Source organism: Pseudomonas psychrophila HA-4 (assembly GCF_000282975.1).
Taxonomy (GTDB): Bacteria; Pseudomonadota; Gammaproteobacteria; order Pseudomonadales; family Pseudomonadaceae; genus Aquipseudomonas; species Aquipseudomonas psychrophila_A.
Genome location: NZ_ALJC01000066.1, coordinates 62,605 through 84,370, shown reverse-complemented (window position 1 = coordinate 84,370; position 21,766 = coordinate 62,605). Strand labels below are relative to the sequence as shown.

Sequence of the window (21,766 nt, the reverse complement as noted above, 5' to 3'; positions counted from 1 at the left end):
GCCCACCCGCCCAGTGAAGCTTTCCGATGCTCGAACAGTACGTTAAGAAGATACTCACCTCGCGCGTTTACGACGTTGCCGTAGAAACCCCATTGCAAACTGCCAATCAGCTGTCTCAGCGTCTGGGCAACCAGATTTTGCTGAAACGCGAAGACTTGCAGCCGGTGTACTCGTTCAAGATTCGTGGTGCTTACAACAAGCTCACACAATTGACCGACGCCGAGCGCGCCTGCGGCGTAGTGACTGCATCGGCAGGCAACCATGCTCAGGGCCTGGCGCTGGCCGCCAAGGTACTGGGGGTTAAAGCGACTATTGTCATGCCAAAAACCACGCCCGAGATCAAGATTGAAGGCGTGCGTTCGCGTGGCGGCATTGTGGTGCTGCATGGTGACTCCTTCCCGGAAGCCTTGGCTTACTCGCTGCAATTGGTCGAGCAAAAAGGCTACGTTTACGTCCACCCGTACGATGACCCGCACACCATCGCCGGGCAGGGCACCGTGGCGATGGAAATTTTGCGCCAACACCCGGCACCCCTGGATGCGATCTTCGTGCCGGTGGGCGGTGGCGGACTGATTGCGGGTATTGCCGCGTACGTGAAGTACCTGCGACCAGACATTAAAATCATTGGCGTCGAGCCCGATGATTCCAACTGCCTGCAAGCAGCGATGGCTGCGGGCGAGCGCGTGGTCTTGCCGACTGTCGGCATCTTCGCCGATGGCGTGGCGGTGGCGCAGATTGGCCAGCACACGTTTGATATCTGCAAAGACTATGTCGATGAAGTGATCACCGTCAGCACCGATGAAATCTGTGCGGCCATCAAAGACATTTTCGATGACACCCGCTCGATCACCGAGCCTGCGGGCGCGCTGGGTGTGGCCGGGATCAAAAAATACGTGGAGCAGCGTGGTGCGCGCGGCCAAACACTGGTTGCCATCGACTCGGGTGCCAATGTCAACTTCGACCGTTTGCGCCATGTGGCCGAGCGTGCCGAGCTGGGCGAAGGCCGTGAAGCGATCATCGCTGTGACCATCCCGGAAGTGCCCGGCAGCTTCAAGGCGTTCTGCCAGGCTATCGGCAAGCGCCAGATTACCGAGTTCAACTACCGCTACCACACCGGCAGCGAGGCTCACATATTTGTCGGTGTGCAGACGCACCCCGAGAACGACCCGCGCAGCGGCTTACTGGCCAGCCTGACTGAGCAAGGCTTTCCGGTTGTCGACCTGACCGAAAACGAATTGGCCAAGCTGCATATCCGCCACATGGTCGGTGGGCACGCGGTAAAAGTCAGCGATGAGTTGCTGTTTCGCTTCGAGTTTCCGGAGCGGCCAGGTGCGTTGTTTAACTTCCTCAACAAACTGGGTGGTCGCTGGAACATCTCGATGTTCCATTACCGCAACCATGGCGCGGCCGATGGCCGTGTGATGGCGGGGCTGCAAGTGCCGGCTGAAGAGCGTCATCTGGTGCCCGCGGCGCTGGCTGAAATTGGCTACCCGTATTGGGATGAAAGTGATAACCCGGCGTATCAACTGTTTCTTGGCTGATTGCCGCTACGCTGATTGAACGGCTCAAGAGATAACTGAAATGGAAACGTTCAGCGCGTTAAAACTGCTGCATGGCGTGTCGACACTGTTGCTGTTTGTCAGTGCGCTCGCATTGCTGGTTGTCGTGATTCGCCGTTGGCGTGCGGGCGATACATTTTTGGCGGGCGGCCTGGTGCGGCGCCCGTGGTCGTTTGTTTGGGTGCTGATGGGCTTGTGCCTGCTGGCGTTGCCGGTGAGCGGCTGGTTTTTGGTGCACCTGGCGGGTTGGCCGCTGGGCCAGATGTGGTTGCTGGGCGGGAGCAGTGTGTACCTGCTGGGCGGCTTGAGCTGGTTGTGGCTCGTGGTGCGGCTCAATCGCCTGCGGCTGGGGCGAATGGCCAAACACCCGGGTTTTACCGTGGTATTGGCGGTTTTTTGTGCCCTTTGCTTTATCGCCATTGCGGCCATGATGGGTGCCAAACCGGTTTAAACAACCCCCGTAGGAGCAGCGGGTCGACGCTCCTACAGGGGTGATCAATCAATCGCGCAACGAAATCACTGGCCAGCCACGTGTAATGGCTTCTGCCCGCAGCTTGTCATCCGGGTCGACCGCCACTGCATGCGTCACTTGCTCGAGCAGCGGTAAATCGTTCATCGAATCGCTGTAGAAGTAGCTGTCTTCGAGGTTGTGACTGTTTTCTGCCATCCAGTGGTTCAGGCGTGTCACTTTGCCTTCACGGAAGCACGGCACGTCGATGCTGCGGCCGGTGTAGCGACCATCAACGATTTCGCATTCGGTGGCAATCAAGTGTTCCACGCCCAGACGCTGGGCAATGGGAGCGGTGACAAAGCGGTTGGTCGCGGTAATGATAACCAGCGTGTCGCCTGCGTCGCGGTGCTTTGTCAGCAGCGCCTGAGCCTTTGGCAGCATCAGCGGGTCAATGCAGTCGCGCATGAATTCGCGGTGCCATTGATCCAGTTGAACCACGTCATGGCGGCCAAAGATTTCCATGCTGAAATTAAGATAGGCGGCGTTATCCAGCTTGCCTGCCAGGTAATCTTGGTAAAACTCGTCGTTACGGGCCTTGTACGCGTCACCGTCGAGAATGCCGCGCTGGCACAGGTAGTCGCCCCACGCGTGATCGCTGTCACCGCCTAAAAGGGTGTTATCCAAGTCGAATAAAGCCAGACGCATTGAAGTTACTCGCTGAAATGTCTATTTGAAGGCCACAAGAATACGGTCTTTTCAGAAGAGTGCACATAAGGCAGGAAGGCGCGTTGCTGCTTTCACAACCTTTGTGGAACAATGCGGCGACATGCGTTTGCGAGGTTGTTGCCGTGATCGACCCCGATGGTTTCCGTCCTAATGTCGGGATTATTCTGACAAATGATGCCGGACAGGTACTGTGGGCTCGCCGTATCAATCAAGACGCGTGGCAGTTTCCACAGGGCGGAATCAACCCTGATGAGACGCCGGAAGACGCCTTGTACCGCGAGCTGAACGAAGAAGTTGGCCTGGAACGCGAAGATGTAGAAATACTCGCCTGCACGCGAGGCTGGTTGCGTTATCGTTTGCCGCAACGTCTGGTCCGTACCCACAGCCAACCGCTGTGTATCGGTCAGAAGCAAAAGTGGTTTTTGCTGCGCCTGGTCTCGAATGAGCAGCGGGTGCGGATGGATTTAACCGGTAAACCGGAATTCGATGGCTGGCGTTGGGTCAGCTATTGGTATCCGTTGGGCCAGGTGGTGACATTCAAGCGCGAGGTCTATCGTCGCGCTCTCAAAGAGCTTGCCCCGCGCGTATTGACGCGCGCCTGACACGGAGTTCGACCCCGAACCATGCTCAATACGCTGCGCAAGATCGTCCAGGAAGTTAACGCCGCCAAAGATCTCAGGGCGGCGTTGGGGATTATTGTGTTGCGCGTCAAAGAGGCCATGGGCAGTCAGGTCTGCTCGGTCTATTTGCTTGATCCAGAGACCAACCGTTTCGTGCTGATGGCCACCGAGGGCTTGAACAAGCGTTCGATCGGCAAAGTTAGCATGGCGCCCAACGAAGGCCTGGTTGGTTTGGTGGGCACCCGCGAAGAACCTCTGAACCTCGAAAACGCCGCCGATCACCCGCGCTACCGTTACTTTGCCGAAACCGGCGAAGAACGCTATGCCTCCTTTCTCGGCGCGCCGATCATCCACCACCGCCGTGTGGTTGGGGTGTTGGTCATTCAGCAAAAAGAACGCCGTCAGTTCGATGAGGGCGAAGAAGCCTTCCTCGTGACCATGAGCGCGCAATTGGCCGGGGTTATCGCCCACGCCGAGGCCACGGGCTCGATTCGCGGCCTGGGGCGTCAGGGTAAAGGCATCCAGGAAGCCAAGTTCGTGGGCGTGCCTGGTTCGCCCGGTGCCGCGGTCGGTACAGCGGTGGTCATGCTGCCCCCGGCCGACCTGGACGTGGTGCCGGATAAAACCATCACCGACATTCCGGCCGAAATTGCCTTGTTCAAAACCGCGCTCGAAGGCGTGCGTAACGACATGCGTGCGGTGTCTAAAAAGCTCGCCACTCAACTGCGGCCTGAAGAGCAGGCGCTGTTTGATGTGTACCTGATGATGCTCGATGACGCATCGCTGGGCAGTGAAGTAAAAAATATTATTAAGACCGGTCAGTGGGCTCAAGGCGCGTTGCGTCAGGTGGTGACTGATCACGTCAACCGTTTTGAACTGATGGACGACGACTACCTGCGTGAGCGGGCGTCGGACGTGCGTGACCTTGGGCGCCGTCTGTTGGCCTATTTGCAGCACGACCGCCAGCAAACCATGGTCTACCCCGACAACACCATTCTGGTCAGTGAAGAACTGACCGCGACCATGCTCGGCGAAGTGCCGGAAGGCAAATTGGTCGGTCTGGTGTCGGTATTGGGTTCGGGCAACTCCCACGTGGCGATTCTGGCCCGTGCCATGGGTATTCCGACCGTGATGGGCCTGGTCGACCTGCCGTACTCCAAGGTTGACGGCATTCAGATGATCGTCGACGGTTACCACGGCGAGGTCTATACCAACCCCAGCGACGTGCTGCGCAAGCAATATGCCGATGTCGTCGAAGAAGAGCGCCAACTGTCCCAAGGCCTCGACGCCCTGCGTGAACTGCCGTGCATCACCCCAGACGGCCACCGCATGCCGCTGTGGGTCAACACCGGTCTGCTGGCCGATGTGGCGCGCGCGCAACAGCGTGGCGCAGAAGGCGTAGGTCTGTACCGCACCGAAGTGCCGTTCATGATCAACCAGCGCTTTCCGAGCGAAAAGGAGCAACTGGCGATTTATCGCGAGCAACTCGCCGCCTTCCATCCGCAACCGGTGACCATGCGCAGCCTGGACATTGGCGGCGACAAGTCACTGTCGTACTTCCCGATCAAAGAAGACAACCCGTTCCTGGGCTGGCGCGGGATCCGTGTGACCCTCGACCACCCTGAAATCTTTCTGGTTCAGGCCCGGGCCATGCTCAAGGCCAGCGAAGGCCTGAACAACTTGCGTATCTTGCTGCCGATGATCTCTGGCACCCACGAACTCGAAGAAGCCCTGCACCTCCTGCACCGCGCTTGGGGTGAAGTGCGTGACGAAGGCACCGACGTGCCGATGCCGCCAATTGGCGTGATGATCGAAATCCCGGCGGCGGTGTACCAGACCAAAGAACTGGCGCGCCAGGTGGACTTCCTCTCGGTAGGTTCTAACGACCTGACTCAGTACTTATTGGCAGTAGACCGTAACAACCCGCGTGTGGCCGATTTGTACGACTACCTGCACCCGGCGGTGCTGCAAGCCCTGCAATCGGTGGTGCGTGATGCCCATGCCGAAGGCAAGCCGGCGAGTATTTGCGGCGAAATGGCCGGTGATCCGGCTGCGGCGATTTTGTTGATGGCGATGGGTTTTGACAGCTTGTCGATGAACGCCACCAACTTGCCGAAAGTGAAGTGGATGCTGCGTCAGGTCAGCCTGAGCCGGGCCAAGGAACTGCTGGCGGAAGTGATGACTATCGATAACCCGCAAGTCATTCGCAGCACCATCCAGTTGGCCCTGAAAAACATGGGCCTGACGCGCATGATGAACCCGGCGGCGATCAAGCCTTACTAGCTTTAGTGGGGGAGACCGCCAGCCGGATCCGTAGCAGTTGCCGCAGGCTACGTCCGGCGACGCAGTCGTCGTAAAATCGGCTATCGCGATCTTTCAGATAGATCGTGTTCTTAGCATTTACGATCGCTTCGCAATCGGACGCAGCCTCGCTGAACTCGGCAACTGCTACGGGATACACGCCACTTTCAATTCTCTAGCTTCACCTCACCCAAACGCCCACCCAGCGGCCCGAAGCTGTGTTCCACCATTACCCGTGAACCATCGGCGTTGACGATCAGCGCCGTGCTGGCGCGCGTGCCGTAACTGGGGCTGGCGATAAACACACTCGACAACAAATGTTCGGTGGCCAGCCCGACGCCGGTGTCTGGCAGCTCGCTGAACGGCGCTGTTTGCGGGTCTTTGAGCAGCGCCAGCAAGGCTTGCGGGTGCGGATCGCTCAACACCTCGGCCAACGCGGCCTTAGCCTTGAGTAGCTTGGGCCACGGCGTGTCCAACCCGGCATTCGACAGGCCGTAAATTCCGGCGCTCAGTGGCTGCGGCGCCAAGTCTCTCGAGTTGAAGTGCCACAACTGATCGCGATTACCCAGCAACAGGTTAAAGCCCGCATATTCCACGGTTCGTCGGCCAATGTCGGCGAAATACTCGCCAATGGATTGGTTTCCGTTTAAAAAATCAGACACTAATTCGCCCCGTGAACGCCGGGCCGGCGGCCGGCGGGGTTCGCGAATATTGGTCAGCGCAGCAAAACGGCCGTTGGCCCCCACGCCCAGCCAGGTGCCACCCGCTTCGAGGTCGCGACCGGCAAATACCTGGGGCGCTTCAACCCACTGGGCTAAGGGTTTGCTGGGGCGGGCATAAAACTCATCACGGTTGGCCGCAACGACCAGAGGCTGTGCGTGGCCGGGGCGCCAAGCGAAGACAATGAGGCACATGGGGCAGTCCTTAATGTTTTTTTAATCACTCTACTTATAGATTGCTCAGGCGTGTTGCGCCATGCAGTGGAGCCCAAGCCCTTGCTCCGTTACCATGCGGATCAAAAATTGGGGGGCGAGTCATGGAATTTCTGCTCTATTTGGTGTTGGGGGGCTTTGCGGGCGTACTGGCCGGGCTGTTTGGAGTCGGTGGCGGACTGATCATCGTGCCGGTGCTGGTGTTCAGTTTCACCTTGCAAGGCTTTAGCCACGAGGTGTTGACCCATTTGGCCGTCGGCACGTCATTGGCCACCATTATTTTTACTTCGATCAACTCGGTGATTGCGCACAACCGCAAAGGCGCGGTGCTGTGGCCTCTGTTTGCGTGGATGAGCGTGGGTATTCTGGTCGGGGCCGGGATTGGCGCGTTGACCGCCGAAGCGATCTCGGGTCCGCACTTGCAGAAAATCATTGGCGTGTTTGCCGTGATCATCGCCCTGCAAATGGCCCTTGATCTAAAACCCAAGGCCAGCCGAACGGTACCGGGCAAGTTGGGTCTGAGCTTGGCTGGCAGTGTAATTGGCTGGGCTTCAGCGATTTTCGGGATCGGTGGCGGCTCGCTGACGGTGCCGTTTTTGACTTGGCGCGGCGTGACCATGCAGCAAGCTGTGGCCACCTCGTCGGCCTGCGGACTGCCGATTGCGTTGGCAGGTGCTCTAAGTTTCATGATGATTGGCTGGCACAACCCGGACTTGCCCGCGCATAGTCTCGGTTTTGTTTACTTGCCGGCGCTGCTCGGGATCGCCCTGACTAGTATGTTTTTTGCCCGTTTTGGTGCGCGTTTGGCTCACAAACTGTCGCCGCGCCTGCTGAAACGGCTGTTTGCCGCACTGTTGTTCTGTGTCGGTTTGAGTTTCCTGATCTAACAAGGAGTCGCAATGCTGCCTTACCCGCAGATTGACCCGGTGGCATTGGCCATCGGACCGCTGAAAATCCATTGGTATGGCTTGATGTACCTGATCGGCATTGGTGCAGCTTGGCTGATCCTGTCGCGACGCCTCCATCGTTTCGATCCGACCTGGACCAAAGAGAAGCTCTCAGACCTAGTGTTTTGGGTGGCCATGGGCGTGATTGTCGGCGGCCGTCTAGGTTATGTGCTGTTCTACGACCTGAGCGCCTACATCGCCAACCCCTTGCTGATTTTCGAAGTGTGGAAAGGCGGCATGGCGTTCCACGGCGGACTGATCGGCGTCATGCTGGCCACTTGGTGGTTCGGCAAGCGCAACGGCAAGTCGTTTTTCCAGATCCTGGATTTCATCGCACCCGTGGTGCCGATTGGTCTGGGGGCAGGACGCATTGGTAACTTCATCAATGCCGAACTGTGGGGCAAAGCCAGCGACGTGCCGTGGGCGATGATCTTTCCGACCGACCCACAGCAATTGGCGCGCCATCCGTCGCAGCTTTACCAGTTTGCGCTGGAAGGTGTGGCACTGTTCCTCGTTCTTTGGCTGTACTCGCGTAAACCCCGTCCTACGATGGCCGTTTCCGGGATGTTCGCCCTGTTCTACGGGATCTTCCGTTTCATCGTCGAATTCGTCCGCGTACCCGATGCTCAACTGGGCTATTTGGCGTTCGGCTGGGTCACGATGGGGCAAATCCTCTGCCTTCCGATGATCGCGGGCGGTCTGTTCCTGATCTGGCTGGCTTACAAGCGAGATCCAGCGGCTCAAAAGGCTGCGCATTAAAGTCGAATCGCGGGGCCGAGTGGCCCTGCATTCAAACGCTAGGAAAACCATGAAGCAATATCTCGAACTCGTTGCCAACGTCATTAAAAATGGCACCTTGCAAGCCAACCGCACCGGCGTGAAGACCATCAGTCTGCCCGGCGCCATGTTGCGCTATGACCTCAAAGAAGGCTTCCCTGCCATCACCACTCGGCGTATGGCGTTCAAATCGGCGATTGGCGAGATGTGCGGCTTCTTGCGCCCGGTGAACAGCGCGGCAGATTTTCGTGCACTGGGTTGCAAGGTATGGGACCAGAACGCCAACGAAAACGCGCAGTGGCTGGCCAATCCGTTCCGTCAGGGCGAAGACGACCTGGGCGAAATCTACGGCGTGCAATGGCGCAAGTGGCCTGCCTATAAGCAAGTGGCCCGCAGCAACCAGGCAGCCATCGAACTGTGCCTGAGCCAAGGCTATCGTCAGATTGCTGAAGGCGAAGAAGACGGCCAAGCCTACGTGGTGCTGTACAAAGCCATCGACCAAGTGCGCCAGTGCGTGGACACGATCATCAATGATCCGGGCAGCCGCCGTATCTTGTTCCACGGCTGGAACTGCGCCCAGCTCGACGAAATGGCCCTGCCGCCGTGCCACTTGTTGTACCAGTTCCATCCGAACGTCGAGACCAAGGAAATCTCCCTGACCCTCTACATTCGTTCCAACGACTTGGGCCTGGGCACACCGTTTAACCTGACCGAAGGCGCAGCCTTGCTTAGCCTGATTGGCCGCCTAACGGGCTACACGCCGCGTTGGTTCACGTACTTCATTGGCGATGCCCACGTGTATGAAAACCACCTGGACATGCTCAACGAACAGATGACCCGCGAGCCATTTCCGATGCCAAAACTGGTGATCTCGGACCGCGTGCCGGAATTCGCCAAAACGGGCGTGTATCAGCCGGAGTGGTTGGAGCTGATCGAGCCGAGTGACTTCAGCCTCGAAGGCTACCAGCACCACGCGCCAATGACCGCGCCAATGGCGGTGTAACCTATCCCCTCGCTTACCTCCTGTGGGGGAGTGAGGGTGTTTTCAGATTCAATGCCCGTGGCTTCTGCCCACATGGCTTGGCTCGCCTTCTGGCGCCGTCACTGAGCCGCTGATTTCCAGACGCTGCAAAATCCCACAATGTTGGTTGCCCGGCCCTTCGCCACAGCGTTGGCGCAGGTCGAGTAGTTGCACCTGCAACGCCTGTAAGCCATCAATGCGTGCTTTGACGTGGTGGATGTGTTCGTCGATCAGCGCATTCACGCTTTCGCATTGGTCCTGCGGGCTGTCGCGCAGATTGAGCAAGCTGCGGATCTCTTCCAAGGTCATGTCGAGGCTGCGGCAATTGCGGATAAACGTCAGCCGCTCAACGTGCGCCTGGGTGTACAAACGGTAATTACCCTCGCTGCGCGCCGGTTCTGGCAGCAGCCCTTCGCGCTCGTAGTAACGGATGGTTTCGACCTGGCAGTCGGTCAATTTCGACAGTTCACCAATTTTCATCACGCTTATCTCCGAAAGGATGCTTGACCCTATAGTGGCTACAGGGTCTTTACTTGGCAACAGGCACCTTTCTTGGACGCAACCTGATGAGCGACTCCATTCACACTCCGCACAAACCACACGCTGGTCATGACCATGACCATGATCACGGTCATGAAGAAAAGCATGACCCTGCAGCCAGTTGCTGCTCCAGCAGCGCTGCGCCAAGCGTCATCAAGCTGAGCGCCGAGGCGACAGCGGGCGCTCGCGTCAGCAGCTTTCGTATTGAGGCCATGGACTGCCCGACCGAGCAGACCCTCATTCAGAACAAACTGGGCAAGCTGGCCGGTGTGAAGCAGTTAGAGTTCAACCTGATTAATCGGGTGCTGGGCGTCACCCACGACTTGCCGACCACTGAGCCGATTGTTGCGGCCATCAAATCTCTCGGCATGCAGGCCGATCCGCTGGAGTCGGACACCGACACTGCGCCAGCCCCGGTTGCCAAAAAGCACTGGTGGCCGCTGGCTGTGTCGGGTGTTGGCGCATTGGCCGCCGAAGTGCTGCATTTCACCGACGCGGCTCCAACGTGGGTGATTGCCTTGGTGGCGCTGGTGTCGATTTTCAGCGGCGGCCTGACCACCTACAAAAAGGGCTGGATTGCCCTGAAAAACCTCAACCTGAACATCAACGCCCTGATGAGCATCGCCGTGACCGGTGCGGTGCTGATTGGTCAATGGCCAGAAGCGGCGATGGTGATGTTCCTGTTTACCGTGGCTGAGCTGATCGAAGCCAAATCCTTGGACCGCGCGCGCAATGCCATCAGCGGCCTGATGCAAATGGCACCCGACAAAGCCACCGTGCAGCAAGCGGACGGCACTTGGCAGGAGCGTGAGGTAAAAGACGTCGAACTGGGCGCCATCGTGCGGGTAAAACCCGGCGAGCGTATTGGTCTAGATGGCGAAATCGTGGCCGGTAACTCGACCATCGACCAAGCGCCCATTACAGGCGAAAGCTTGCCGATTGAAAAAACCGTTGGCGATAAAGTCTTCGCGGGCACCATCAATCAGGCCGGTGCCCTGGAGTATCGGGTCACGGCAGCCGCCAACAACTCGACCCTGGCGCGCATCATCAATGCCGTCGAACAAGCGCAAGGTGCGCGTGCGCCAACCCAGCGGTTTGTCGACAGCTTTGCCAAAATCTACACCCCGGTGGTGTTCTTGCTTGCCTTGGCCGTGGCGGTTATCCCGCCGTTGTTGATGGGCGGCGTGTGGTTTGATTGGGTTTACCGTGCTCTGGTATTGCTGGTGGTAGCGTGCCCTTGTGCGTTGGTGATCTCGACCCCGGTGACTATCGTCAGCGGTCTGGCGGCGGCTGCGCGCAAAGGCATTCTGGTCAAAGGCGGGGTATACCTCGAAAGCGGCCACAAGCTGGACTTTTTGGCGCTGGATAAAACCGGCACCATCACCCACGGTAAGCCGGTGCTTACCGATTACCTGCCGCTTGATCCGGTGTACGCCGAGAGTGCGCACTTATTAGCGGCAAGCCTGGCTTCGCGTTCCGACCACCCGGTTTCTCTGGCCGTCGCCAATGCGGCTGTGGATAAAAACCTGTCGTTGCGTGCTGTGGATAACTTCACTGCCCTGACAGGGCGTGGCGTGCGCGGCGAAATCGAGGGCAAGGTTTACCACTTGGGCAACCACCGCCTGATTGAAGAATTGGGCCTGTGCTCACCTGCACTTGAAGAGAAACTCTTCGCGCTTGAACAACAGGGCAAAACGGTGATTCTGCTCATCGACAGCGTTGGTCCATTGGCCCTGTTCGCAGTGGCCGATACGGTCAAGGAATCGAGCCGCGAAGCGATTCGCGAGTTGCACGAGTTGGGGGTTAAAACCCTGATGCTGACTGGCGACAACCCGCACACCGCCAACGCCATTGCCGCACAAGTGGGCATCGACGAAGCGCAGGGCAACTTGCTGCCGGAAGACAAACTCAAGGCCATTGAAGCCCTTTACGCCAAGGGTCATAACGTAGGCATGGTCGGTGACGGCATCAACGACGCCCCGGCGCTGGCCCGAGCCGAGATCGGTTTTGCCATGGCGGCGGCGGGTACGGACACGGCGATTGAAACCGCTGATGTCGCCTTGATGGACGACGATCTACGCAAAATCCCAGCATTCATTCGCTTGTCGCGCAGCACCTCGAGCATTCTGAAACAGAACATCGCGTTGGCATTGGTCATCAAGGCCATCTTTCTCACGGTAACCTTCCTCGGCTTAGCCACCATGTGGATGGCCGTTTTTGCCGACATGGGCGTGAGCCTCTTGGTGGTGTTTAATGGTTTGCGTCTGTTGCGCAAATAGATCAAGAGAGGGCCGCAGTGCTGAGTGCCGAGCTGAAAGCGTTTTACCGGGTGGCCCAGTTGGGCAGTATTACTCAGGCTGCGAAAAAGCTCGGTTTGAGCCAGCCGACCGTGACCACCCAGATTCGCCAGCTTGAAAGCCATTACGGCGTGGAGTTGTTTTACCGGGGCGGGCGGCGCCTGACGCTCAGCGATGACGGCGTGCGTTTGCTGCCCATGGTCAAAACGTTGTTGCAGCATGAGGCCGACATTGAGTTCTTCTTGCGCAACTGCGGGCATGGCACCGGCACCCTGCGCATCGCTGCTACCGCGCCGTACTACATCCTCGATCTGGTCAAAGCGTTCCGTGAACGCTTGCCGCAGATGGTGGTGTCGGTAGACATTGGCAACTCGCAGCAAGTGCTCGAAGCGCTGGACGAATACCGGGTCGACCTTGCGGCCTCATCACAGTTGCTTGAAGACCCTAGGCTGATTCGCCGCGTGCTCGGCTCCGACCCGCTGGTGGTGGCGGTGCACCGCAATCATCCGTTGGCCAAGCTCGATCACGTGCCGCTGAGTGCCTTGGCCGGGCATTGCTTGCTGATGCGCGAGCAGGGCTCGACCACGCGCAAACTGACCGAAGAACTGCTCAACAGCGCCGGGGTTGGCTTTGGCCCGCTGCTGGAAATTGGCAGCCGTGAGTCGATACGCGAAGCGGTACTGCGCAACATCGGGATAAGCATCATTGCCCGCCAAGAAGTCCCCCACGACCCGCAACTTAAGGTACTGAGCCTTGAAGGCGCGCCGTTGATCTCTGAATACTTGTACTGCCTCAAAGAGCGAAAGTCAGCGCGCTTGCCTGCGGCTTTTCTGGGCCTGGCGCAGGAAATGGCAGGCTGCTGAAAAAGCCCTTACCCCAATCCTCTCTCAGAGTGAGAGGGCTAGGCTGAGGGCGTTTTTGATCGACCCCAAAATCCACCAATACCTCTATCGGAAGCTTTTGCGTTACTGCCACATCGTGTACGCATAGCGCCTCTAGGATGACCCCATCTGCTTGATGAGGTGCATCCATGAACAGCACGAACACCGCCACGTTGACCCAACCCGGCGTCCCGATGAGGGTGCGCAATGTCAGTAAACGCTTTGGCGCCTTTAAGGCGCTAGATAACGTCTCGCTGGAGGTGGCCGCAGGCGAATTGGTGTGCCTGCTCGGGCCTTCTGGCTGCGGCAAAACCACCCTGCTGCGGTGCATCGCCGGGCTGGAGCGTCAGGACGATGGCCACCTATACCTCGGTGATCGCGACGTCTCTGAGCTCGCCCCGCAAGCACGGGACTACGGAATTCTGTTTCAGTCCTACGCCTTGTTTCCCAACCTGACGGTCGAAGCCAACATCGCCTACGGCCTAGCGGGTAGGAACCGCGATGGGGCGCGTAAGCGCGTTGTGCAGATGCTCGAACTGGTAGGCCTCACCGACAGCGAGAAGAAGTTCCCCGGCCAACTGTCCGGCGGCCAGCAGCAACGTGTTGCACTGGCCCGCGCCTTGGCGCCAGCCCCGTCGCTGCTGTTGCTCGATGAACCGATGTCGGCGCTGGACGCCCGCGTGCGTGAACATTTGTGTACCCATTTGCGCCAACTGCAACGCAGCTTGGGTATCACCACCTTGATGGTGACGCACAACCAGGATGAAGCCATGCTGATGGCCGACCGCATCGCCGTGATGAACAACGGCAAGGTCGAGCAATACGCCACCCCGCAAGACATCTACGACAAACCCGCCACGCCGTTTGTCGCCGAATTTGTCGGGCAAGGTAACTGGTTGCCGTTTCAGCGCAACAGCGACAGCCACGCGCAAGTGGGCGGCCTGAGTATTCGCCTGGCTGCGGACGCTGGCCGGGCTGCATCGGGCCGACTGTTTTGCAGGCCCGAAGCGATCAGCGTGAACCCTGTGCTGCACCAGGAAAACCTGTTTGCGGCCCGCGTGCGGGAAATCACCTTCCTCGGCAATCGTTGCCGCATGCGTTTTGAACTCAACCAGTTGCCGGGCCACGCGCTTACCGCAGAGGTCGGCACCCACGAGCTGCCGCGCCTCGGCGCCCAAGACATCTTCGTCGCCTTGCCACCGAGCAGCTTGCAGGTGTTTGCCTAAGATGGCTGCGCACATGGCCTTGCCGCTGACGGGCAAACAGAGTGCTCAGGTACCACTGGGTGACCGCATTTTTGTGCTCGGCGGTAAGCTGTTTTTACTGTTGCTGTTGGGCGTAGCAGTGCTAATGCCCTTGCTGGCGATTTTCTGGCGTGGTTTCAGTGCCGAAGGCGGTCAGGGCGGCGGATGGGTCGCGGCGCGAGAGCTGGTCACCAGCGACAATTTTCATTGGCTGGTGGGCAATAGCCTCAACGTGTCACTCAGCGTGGCAGCGATTGTGGTGCCGCTGGCGTACCTGTTTGCCTACGCCCTGCAACGCACCCTGATCCCCGGCAAGCGCATTTGGCGCGGGCTGTCACTGCTGCCGCTGATGGCGCCGTCGATGTTGCCGGGTATTGCGCTGGTGTACCTGTTCGGCAATCAGGGTGTGTTGCGCGGGCTGGTCGCAGACAACATTTACGGCTTCTGGGGCATCGTGCTCGGCGAAGCGATCTACACCTTTCCTCACGCATTGATGATTCTGCTCTCGGCGCTGTCGCTGGCCGATGCGCGCTTGTTTGATGCTGCATCGAGCATGGGCGCGAGCCCTTTCAAAGCCTTTCGCAGCATCACGTGGCCCGGCACTCGCCAAGCAGTGTTCGCCGCCTTCTGTCTTGTTTTCACCCTGACCATCACTGATTTCGGCGTGCCAGTGGTGGTGGGCGGCGACTACCAAGTGCTAGCGCTGGAAGCCTACAAAGCCGTGGTCGGCCAGCAGCAGTTTGGACGTGGCGCCCTGATCGGCATGGTCTTGCTGCTGCCCGCATTATTCAGTTTTGGCGTCGATGCCTGGTTGCGCCGTCAGCATGGCGACGCCATGAGCGGCCGCGCTCAGGTGTTCAAACCGTTGTCATCCAAAGGACGCGACGGCTGCTACCTGGCCATCGTGCTGCTGATTTGCGCGGCCCTGTTGCTGGTGTTCGGGATGGCGGTGTACTCGTCGCTGGTCAAATTCTGGCCGTACAACCTGTCGCTTTCACTCAACCATTACCAGTTCAGCGACACCGCTGGCGGCGGCTGGCTGGCCTACCGCAATAGCGTGACCATGGCGCTGTGCACGGCGCTGATCGGTAGCGCGGTGATCTTCACCGGCGCCTACCTGATGGAAAAAACCAACGGTCAAAAACGCCTGAATCTGGCCCTGCGTATGCTCAGCTTTGTGCCGATGGCGGTACCGGGCTTGGTGCTGGGTTTGGGCTACGTGTTCTTTTTCAACCTGCCGGGCAACCCGCTGCACGTGTTCTACGGGACCATGACGCTGTTGGTGGTGTGCACAATTGCTCACTATTTGACCACCGCACACATGACCGCGACCACCGCGTTGCGTCAACTCGACAGCGAGTTCGAAGCGGCGGCGCTGTCACTCAAGGCGCCGCTGTACCGCCACTACTGGCGCGTCACCTTACCGATCTGTCTGCCTGCGTTGCTGGACATCGTGCGTTACCTGTTCGTGTCTGCAATGACCACGGTCTCGGCGGCGATCTTTCTCTACAGCCCCGACACTATCCTGGCTGCGGTGGCGGTGTTGAACATGGACGATGCCGGCAACGTAGGCGGCGCGGCGGCCATGTCGACCCTAATTCTGTTTACCTCGGCGGGCGTGTCCCTGCTGCTGGCCTGGGCCTCACGCGGCGTGCTGCGTCGCTCGCAGGCCTGGCGTCAAGGTGCTCCCGCTCAATAACCCGTCCACCTCAAGGAACCGCACCATGTTCAAGCCTCTTGCTCTTGTCGCTGCTGTCCTCACCGCTTTCAGTGTTAATGCGTTTGCTGCCAAAACCGAGCTGACGGTTTACACCGCCCTCGAAGCCGAGCAACTGAAGAGCTACAAGCAGGCGTTCGAAAAGGCCAACCCAGACGTGGAAATCAAATGGGTACGTGATTCCACCGGCATCATCACCGCCAAACTGCTGGCCGAAAAAGCCCGTCCGCAAGCCGATGCTGTCTGGGGCCTGGCAGCCTCCAGCCTGGCGATCCTCGACCAGCAAGGCATGCTGCAAAGCTATGCCCCTCAAGATTTGGCCAAGATCGGCCCCAACTACCGCGATGCGGCCAACCCGCCCGCGTGGGTCGGGATGGACGTATGGGCCGCGACCATTTGCTTTAACACCCTCGAAGCTGAAAAACAGGGCCTGACCAAGCCGGTGAGTTGGCAAGACCTGACCAAGCCTGAGTACAAGGGCAAGATCGTGATGCCGAACCCGGCGTCGTCCGGCACCGGCTTTTTGGACGTGAGTGCGTGGCTGCAAACGTTTGGCGAGAAGCAAGGGTGGGCGTATATGGACGCCCTGCACCAGAACATCGGTCAGTACGTGCACTCCGGCTCCAAGCCGTGCAAGTTGGCGGCGGCAGGCGAGTTCCCGATTGGCATCCCGTTTGAATACCCGGCCGTGCAACTCAAGCGCCAGGGCGCACCATTGGACATCATCCTGCCTAAAGAAGGCCTGGGCTGGGAAATCGAAGCCACGGCGGTGATCAAAGGTACGCCGCATGAAGCAGCCGCCAAAAAACTGGCTGACTTCTCGGCCAGCCCGGCGGCGATGGAGCTTTATAAAGAGAACTTCGCCGTGCTCGCGCAGCCTGGCATTGCCAAGCCGCAGACCGAACTGCCAGCGGACTACGAGCAGCGCCTGATCAAAAACGACTTCGCCTGGGCCTCGAAAAACCGCGACGCCATCTTGACCGAATGGCGCAAGCGCTATGACGGCAAGTCCGAGAAAGTGGCGCAGTAAAAGCCCCTCACCCCAACCATTTGCCGGAGGGAGAGGGGGCTTTATTGGGGGGGTTCCCGATTGTGTGTACGACTCAAATCTGCTCCCTCTCCCTCTGGGAGTGTATGGACCGGGGTGAGGGTTGCTGTCTTCAAAGGATTTAAAAATGTCACCATCCAACTCAGTGCTTATCGTCGGCGCTGGCATTCTGGGTTTGTCCCATGCCTACGCGGCCGCCAAGCGTGGGCTTAAGGTCCATGTATTCGAACGTACACACACGCCATTGGGTGCTTCGGTGCGCAACTTTGGCCAGGCGCTGGTCACCGGCCAGCCGCCGGGTGTGATGCTCGATCTAGCCCAGGCCAGCCGAGGCATCTGGGGTGATTGGGCGCAGCACGCGGGCTTTAATCTCAAGCGCAACGGCTCATACCTGTTTGCCCGCACCGAGGCTGAAGAACAGCTGCTGGAGGCCTTTTGCCAAGGCCGTGCCCGTGAACACGGCTACCGCGTCGAACTGCTGCGCGGTGCTCAAAAGGACGCGCTGTACGATGGCCAGTTCAGCCACCATCGCGCTGCGTTACATGGGCTGGACGATCAGCAGGTGTATTCGCGTGAGGCCATTGTGGCTCTGGTGCAGTACCTGCAGCGCGACCTCGGCGTCGAGTTTCACTTCTCAACCCTGGTGCGCGACGTCGAGCCGGGGCGGGTTCACACCACGGCGGGCAGCTTTAAAGGCGCGCAGGTGATTGTCTGTTCAGGGCACGACTATCAAACCCTGCTGGCCGAGCCATTGGCGACGCTCAACCCGCAAATCTGCCGCCTGCAAATGCTGCGGGTGCGGCCAACAATCGACTTGCAGCTGCAACACGCCCTGCTCACCGGCCTGAGCTGCGTGCATTACGGCGCTTTTGCCGATTTGCCGGAAGCGGAGGGGGTGCAGGCCGAGATCCTGCGCGACAGCCCGTACCTGGACGAACACGGTATTCACTTGTTGATCAGTCCGACACCCTACGGCGAGTTGATCGTCGGTGATTCACACCATTACGGCAGCGATCCATCGCCGTTTAACGCCGAACAGGTCGATAACTGGATGTTGCAGCTGTGCGAAGACACTTTGGGCTGTGAGGTGCAGGTAATGGAGCGCTGGCAGGGCGTTTATGGCGCGCGCGGGGCCAAGCCGTTTACCTGGCTGCCTGTGGCGCTTGGTCTGAGTGCCGCCTTGATGCAGACCGGCGTGGGCATGAGCGTTGGCCCGGCAATGGCCGAGCGCAACATTGCCCGTTTGCTGGGAGAGGCGTGATGACCTTGGCGCAACAGGTGGTCGAGAACATGTCTTTATGCGCGCCGTGCAGGCTTTAGCGAGCGGGTGGCCGCAGAGGAGGTGTCGATTCAGATTTGCTCAGCCAGCACCTCGATTTGCTCCTGACGCTCGCCTTGGCTCAATTTGGGATGCGGGTTGAGCGATGACCATTGCGGGTGTGCACGGGCTTTGTTCAGCGCTTCGGGTAGCTTGCCCTCGCGCCAGGTTTTGTCTTGTGGGGTGGCCACCTTGATGCTGTCCACCGCCGCATGCCCACGTGCATTCAGCGCGTGCAGCAACTGACGCTGACGCAAGGCGAGCAAGCGCAGCACGCTGTCATCCACGGTCAGTTCACGTTGGCCCTTGAACTTGCCCAATAACCGGCTGCCGTAGCTGCGTGCCGTTTGCAGCGCGCCGCCAGCAATGGCCCCTGCCAATGCGGCGGCGCCCAGCGTCAGCCCGCCGACCATCAAGTCCACCCCGGCACCCGCCGCCGCGCCTGCCGCGATGCCGCTGCCTACGCGTACGCCCAGTTGTTTAAGGGTTTCGGGGTTGAACAAGTCATCGCCCCAACGCCCGTCCATCAGCGGCAAGTCGCTGGCCGCCGCGTCATTGGGGCGAAAGCCGTACAGCTTGAGCAGCGCCTCAACGCAGCGTTGCTCGCGTTGGCGAACGGCTTCGCGCAATTGATTGACGGCCTGTTGTTCGACGGTTTTTTCGCTGGCCACACTACGGCGGCAGGCGGCGCAGTCGATCAGCAGTTCGGCGATCAAGCGCAATGCGCTGTGTTTGCGCGCTTCACGCTGGGCTTGCTGATCGGTAATCAAACGTTGCAGCGCCCCGCGTGAATGCTCCAGCAGCAAGGCCAGGCTTTCATACAGGCGGCGCTCGCCATCTTCAGGCGGGGCCACGCTGTCAAACCGTACCAACGCATGCAGGCCAAGTCGGGCCAGCGCTTCGCGCCATTCTGGCTCGCGGTGTTGCGGGCTGCTGACAAAATTCAGCACCGGCAGCAGCGGTTTACCGCAACTGGCCAGCACGCTGAGTTCGTCGCGGTACTTGGCCAGCACCGGCTCACGGGCGTCGATCACGTACAGCCCGGCGTCGGAGGCCAGCAGTTGGCGCAACACTTTGGCTTCTTGCTCGAAACGCTGGCGCGCTTCGCTGCCGTCGAGAAAACGCGCGACCCGCGCCGGGCCGTCCAGACGCTCGCCGGGGCGGTCGAGGCGCTCAAGGTAGTCGAGCAGAGCGATGGCGTCTTCCAGCCCCGGCGTGTCGTACAGCTCCAGCAATGGCTCGCCGTCCACCGACAGCCGTGCGCCTTCGACATGCCGGGTGGTGCTGGGGCGATGGGACACCTCGCCAAAGCCGACGTCGCGGGTGAGGGTGCGCAGCAATGAGGTCTTGCCCACATTGGTGTGGCCGACCACGGCCAGCGTTAGAGGCTTAGTCATGGCCTGTCTCCAGCCAGTTGATCGGCGCGTGGGTAGCGAAGGGCAGCCCCAGTTGCTCAAGGGCGTGGTGCCAGTCGCTCAGGCGGTCGGCGTCCAGCGCCTGGCCGGGTGGTGCTTGCAGCAACCAGACGCGGGTCTCGGCGGCGCTGCGCGCCAGTTCGCCGATTAAGGCGAGGCTGCCGCGATCGGGCGAGCGCCGTGGGTCGCAGGCGATGGCTAAGCGTGCGGGTGGGAAGCGGGTCATTTGTTCCAGCAGCTTCTGCCGCGACTCGCGGCTGTCGAGGATGCCTGCATCTTTGACTGAGTCGGGCAGCTTGGGTGGCCACAGATGCTGGTCGTCCAGTTCAATGGCCACGATCAGTGCGCCGTCGGTCTGTAGATCGGTGTGCCCGGCGAGCACATTGTGCAGGTGGTCGGGGGCGATGTCGTTGACCCCTAGGCGCTCGCTGCTCGGCATCAGGCGCTCACGCAGTTGGCTGTAGCCGGGCAGGTTGAGGTCGAGTTGCAACGCGTTGCGCCCGCGCTTCCAACGCCACAGGCAAAAAACCGCTAGCAGCAGACGCGGAATCACCCCGTAAACCAAGACCACACCGACTAACCACACGGCCCAGGTCTGGCGCACCAGCTCGCTGCTGTAGGCGGTATCGGTGCTGGCGCGGATCATCTCTTCGGTCGGGCCATTGAGCCCCAGCCAGCCGGGCAGGGCGCCGAGTGCGCGGGTGGCGCTGACAAACACATCGGCGCCCAGAATCGTGGTTTCCCAGATAAAGCCATAACGGCGGGTGGCCATTAGCAAGAGCATCAACGTCAGCGCGCTGAGCATCGCCAACAACCATAGGCCATTGACCAACGTGCCGAGCGCCCAGCGGTTGAGCTTTTGGCGTTGCAGTAACAGCAGTAAGGCCGGGGCTAATTGCGCGGCCTTGGCGTCGCGGGCAAATTTGTCGCTGAGCCACAGCCATAAACGCCCGAGGCTGGCGCCGTGTTCACCGGCAAACAGCAGGCCCAGCGCCCAACTGAGCAGAAGAATCAGGTTGAGCCCGAGCAGGCTGCCGAGCGCCCAAAACACATTGACCGGGTTTTGCCCGTCACCCAGTGCGGCAAAGGCCAGCCCGGCGCCGCTGATGATCGCCAGCACGGCGAGGCCCAGCAGCGCCAAGCGCGCACCTTGCAGCCAATGTTTAAGGGCGGTGACCAGCCCATCGCGTTCGGCCAACCACAGGGCACGGTTTTGCAAGCGTGTGGCTAAATCGCCACCGTCGCTGCGGGCGCGGCGGTTGGCCTCCAGGTCGTCCAGCGGGCCTGCGTGTTCTTCGCGCAGGCGCACGGTTTCGGTCAGCCAGAGGCGTTGCAGATGGGAAAGTTGAGTCACGCGACATTCCATTCAAGTGAGCCATGAGCATAACCGCTGTTACGCAAGTCGGGGTACTGCACCAAGGCGCGGGCGGCTCTGGTATCCTCGCCGGCATGAAAAAAACACTCCCCCTCAGCCTGATCGCGGCCCTCGGTGAAAACCGCGTGATCGGTGTCGATAACAGCATGCCGTGGCATTTGCCGGCGGATTTCAAATATTTCAAGGCCACCACCTTGGGCAAGCCGATCATCATGGGTCGTAAAACCTGGGATTCGCTGGGTCGCCCATTGCCGGGTCGTTTGAACCTGGTGGTCAGTCGTCAGACCGACTTGCAGCTCGAAGGTGCCGAAGTGTTCGCCTCCCTTAAGGCCGCTGTCGAGCGCGCCGAAGAATGGGCCAATGAGCAGGGCGTGAGCGAAGTGATGCTGATTGGCGGCGCGCAGTTGTACACCCAGGGGCTGGCGGATGCCGACCGGTTGTACCTGACGCGCGTGGGTTTGAGCCCGGAAGGGGATGCGTGGTTTCCTGAGTTCGATCAGACGCAGTGGACGCTGGTGTCAGAAGACAAGCATGCCGCCGCAGAGGGCAAACCGGCGTTCAGCTTTGAAGTGTGGGAAAGGACTTAAATAATGTGTA

The 21,766-nt window shown here is 59.8% G+C and carries 19 protein-coding genes; 14 read left to right on the top strand and 5 right to left on the bottom strand.

From position 1 onward, the window contains the following. The first annotated feature begins 26 nt into the window (after positions 1 to 26). Together ilvA and B347_RS0108220 are read left to right on the top strand one after the other, a co-directional pair. Positions 27 to 1,541, top strand: a complete 1,515-nt coding sequence (ilvA, locus tag B347_RS0108225) for a threonine ammonia-lyase, biosynthetic (protein ID WP_019409224.1) — start codon at positions 27 to 29, stop codon at positions 1,539 to 1,541. Between the two features lie 40 nt (positions 1,542 to 1,581). Beyond that, positions 1,582 to 2,010, top strand: a complete 429-nt coding sequence (locus B347_RS0108220) for a DUF2269 family protein (RefSeq protein WP_019409223.1) — start codon at positions 1,582 to 1,584, stop codon at positions 2,008 to 2,010. A gap of 48 nt (positions 2,011 to 2,058) precedes the next feature. Here the strand turns inward: B347_RS0108220 and B347_RS0108215 are convergent, their stop codons facing one another. Next, a complete protein-coding gene (locus B347_RS0108215) occupies positions 2,059 to 2,715 on the bottom strand; it encodes an HAD family hydrolase (protein ID WP_019409222.1) in 657 nt (218 codons plus the stop codon). A gap of 143 nt (positions 2,716 to 2,858) precedes the next feature. Between B347_RS0108215 and B347_RS0108210 the strand changes: the two genes are divergently transcribed. Next, positions 2,859 to 3,338, top strand: a complete 480-nt coding sequence (locus tag B347_RS0108210) for an RNA pyrophosphohydrolase (RefSeq protein ID WP_026014064.1) — start codon at positions 2,859 to 2,861, stop codon at positions 3,336 to 3,338. A gap of 21 nt (positions 3,339 to 3,359) precedes the next feature. Further along, positions 3,360 to 5,639, top strand: coding sequence for a phosphoenolpyruvate--protein phosphotransferase (gene ptsP, locus B347_RS0108205; RefSeq protein WP_019409220.1), 2,280 nt, complete (start codon positions 3,360 to 3,362; stop codon positions 5,637 to 5,639). A 185-nt stretch (positions 5,640 to 5,824) separates the two neighbouring features. Here ptsP and B347_RS0108195 read toward each other — a convergent pair whose 3' ends face one another. Next, positions 5,825 to 6,571, bottom strand: a complete 747-nt coding sequence (locus B347_RS0108195; protein WP_019409219.1) for an NRDE family protein — start codon at positions 6,569 to 6,571, stop codon at positions 5,825 to 5,827. Positions 6,572 to 6,693: 122 nt separating this feature from the next. On the opposite strand from B347_RS0108195, the gene B347_RS0108190 reads away from it, so the two are divergent. Genes B347_RS0108190 through B347_RS0108180 form a run of 3 tightly spaced genes read left to right on the top strand, consistent with a single transcriptional unit; the run spans position 6,694 to position 9,316 of the window. Continuing rightward, positions 6,694 to 7,476 carry a sulfite exporter TauE/SafE family protein gene (locus B347_RS0108190; RefSeq protein ID WP_019409218.1) on the top strand — a complete coding sequence of 261 codons (783 nt, stop codon included), beginning with the start codon at positions 6,694 to 6,696 and terminating at the stop codon, positions 7,474 to 7,476. Positions 7,477 to 7,488: 12 nt separating this feature from the next. Further along, positions 7,489 to 8,295: a prolipoprotein diacylglyceryl transferase gene (lgt, locus tag B347_RS0108185; RefSeq protein WP_019409217.1), complete on the top strand. Its 807-nt coding sequence runs from the start codon at positions 7,489 to 7,491 to the stop codon at positions 8,293 to 8,295. A gap of 49 nt (positions 8,296 to 8,344) precedes the next feature. Continuing rightward, positions 8,345 to 9,316 (top strand): thymidylate synthase, encoded by a 972-nt coding sequence (locus tag B347_RS0108180; RefSeq protein ID WP_019409216.1) that lies wholly within the window; start codon positions 8,345 to 8,347, stop codon positions 9,314 to 9,316. Positions 9,317 to 9,364: 48 nt separating this feature from the next. Here B347_RS0108180 and cadR read toward each other — a convergent pair whose 3' ends face one another. Then, positions 9,365 to 9,814, bottom strand: coding sequence for a Cd(II)/Pb(II)-responsive transcriptional regulator (gene cadR / locus B347_RS0108175; RefSeq protein WP_019409215.1), 450 nt, complete (start codon positions 9,812 to 9,814; stop codon positions 9,365 to 9,367). 86 nt (positions 9,815 to 9,900) lie between these two features. Between cadR and B347_RS0108170 the strand changes: the two genes are divergently transcribed. The 6 genes from B347_RS0108170 (at position 9,901) to B347_RS0108145 (ending at position 18,322) form a co-directional block, all read left to right on the top strand. Then, on the top strand, positions 9,901 to 12,153 hold the full coding sequence (locus B347_RS0108170; protein WP_019409214.1) for a heavy metal translocating P-type ATPase: 2,253 nt from the start codon (positions 9,901 to 9,903) through the stop codon (positions 12,151 to 12,153). A 17-nt stretch (positions 12,154 to 12,170) separates the two neighbouring features. Next, on the top strand, positions 12,171 to 13,034 hold the full coding sequence (locus B347_RS0108165) for a LysR family transcriptional regulator (RefSeq protein WP_019409213.1): 864 nt from the start codon (positions 12,171 to 12,173) through the stop codon (positions 13,032 to 13,034). Between the two features lie 167 nt (positions 13,035 to 13,201). Then, on the top strand, positions 13,202 to 14,278 hold the full coding sequence (locus B347_RS0108160; protein WP_019409212.1) for a putative 2-aminoethylphosphonate ABC transporter ATP-binding protein: 1,077 nt from the start codon (positions 13,202 to 13,204) through the stop codon (positions 14,276 to 14,278). Position 14,279: 1 nt separating this feature from the next. Continuing rightward, positions 14,280 to 15,995, top strand: coding sequence for a putative 2-aminoethylphosphonate ABC transporter permease subunit (locus B347_RS0108155; RefSeq protein ID WP_019409211.1), 1,716 nt, complete (start codon positions 14,280 to 14,282; stop codon positions 15,993 to 15,995). 25 nt (positions 15,996 to 16,020) lie between these two features. After that, a complete protein-coding gene (locus tag B347_RS0108150; RefSeq protein ID WP_019409210.1) occupies positions 16,021 to 17,043 on the top strand; it encodes a putative 2-aminoethylphosphonate ABC transporter substrate-binding protein in 1,023 nt (340 codons plus the stop codon). A gap of 145 nt (positions 17,044 to 17,188) precedes the next feature. Continuing rightward, positions 17,189 to 18,322: a TIGR03364 family FAD-dependent oxidoreductase gene (locus B347_RS0108145; protein ID WP_019409209.1), complete on the top strand. Its 1,134-nt coding sequence runs from the start codon at positions 17,189 to 17,191 to the stop codon at positions 18,320 to 18,322. An 89-nt stretch (positions 18,323 to 18,411) separates the two neighbouring features. On the opposite strand, the gene B347_RS0108140 is transcribed toward B347_RS0108145, so the two are convergent. Beyond that, positions 18,412 to 19,776, bottom strand: coding sequence for a GTPase/DUF3482 domain-containing protein (locus tag B347_RS0108140; RefSeq protein ID WP_019409208.1), 1,365 nt, complete (start codon positions 19,774 to 19,776; stop codon positions 18,412 to 18,414). Continuing rightward, the gene (locus B347_RS0108135; protein ID WP_019409207.1) at positions 19,769 to 21,148 is read right to left on the bottom strand and encodes a DUF2868 domain-containing protein; all 1,380 of its coding nucleotides are present in this window, start codon (positions 21,146 to 21,148) and stop codon (positions 19,769 to 19,771) included. Before B347_RS0108135 ends, B347_RS0108140 begins: the two co-directional genes overlap by 8 nt. A gap of 95 nt (positions 21,149 to 21,243) precedes the next feature. On the opposite strand from B347_RS0108135, the gene B347_RS0108130 reads away from it, so the two are divergent. Continuing rightward, positions 21,244 to 21,756 carry a dihydrofolate reductase gene (locus B347_RS0108130; RefSeq protein WP_026014062.1) on the top strand — a complete coding sequence of 171 codons (513 nt, stop codon included), beginning with the start codon at positions 21,244 to 21,246 and terminating at the stop codon, positions 21,754 to 21,756. Positions 21,757 to 21,766 lie beyond the last annotated feature (10 nt).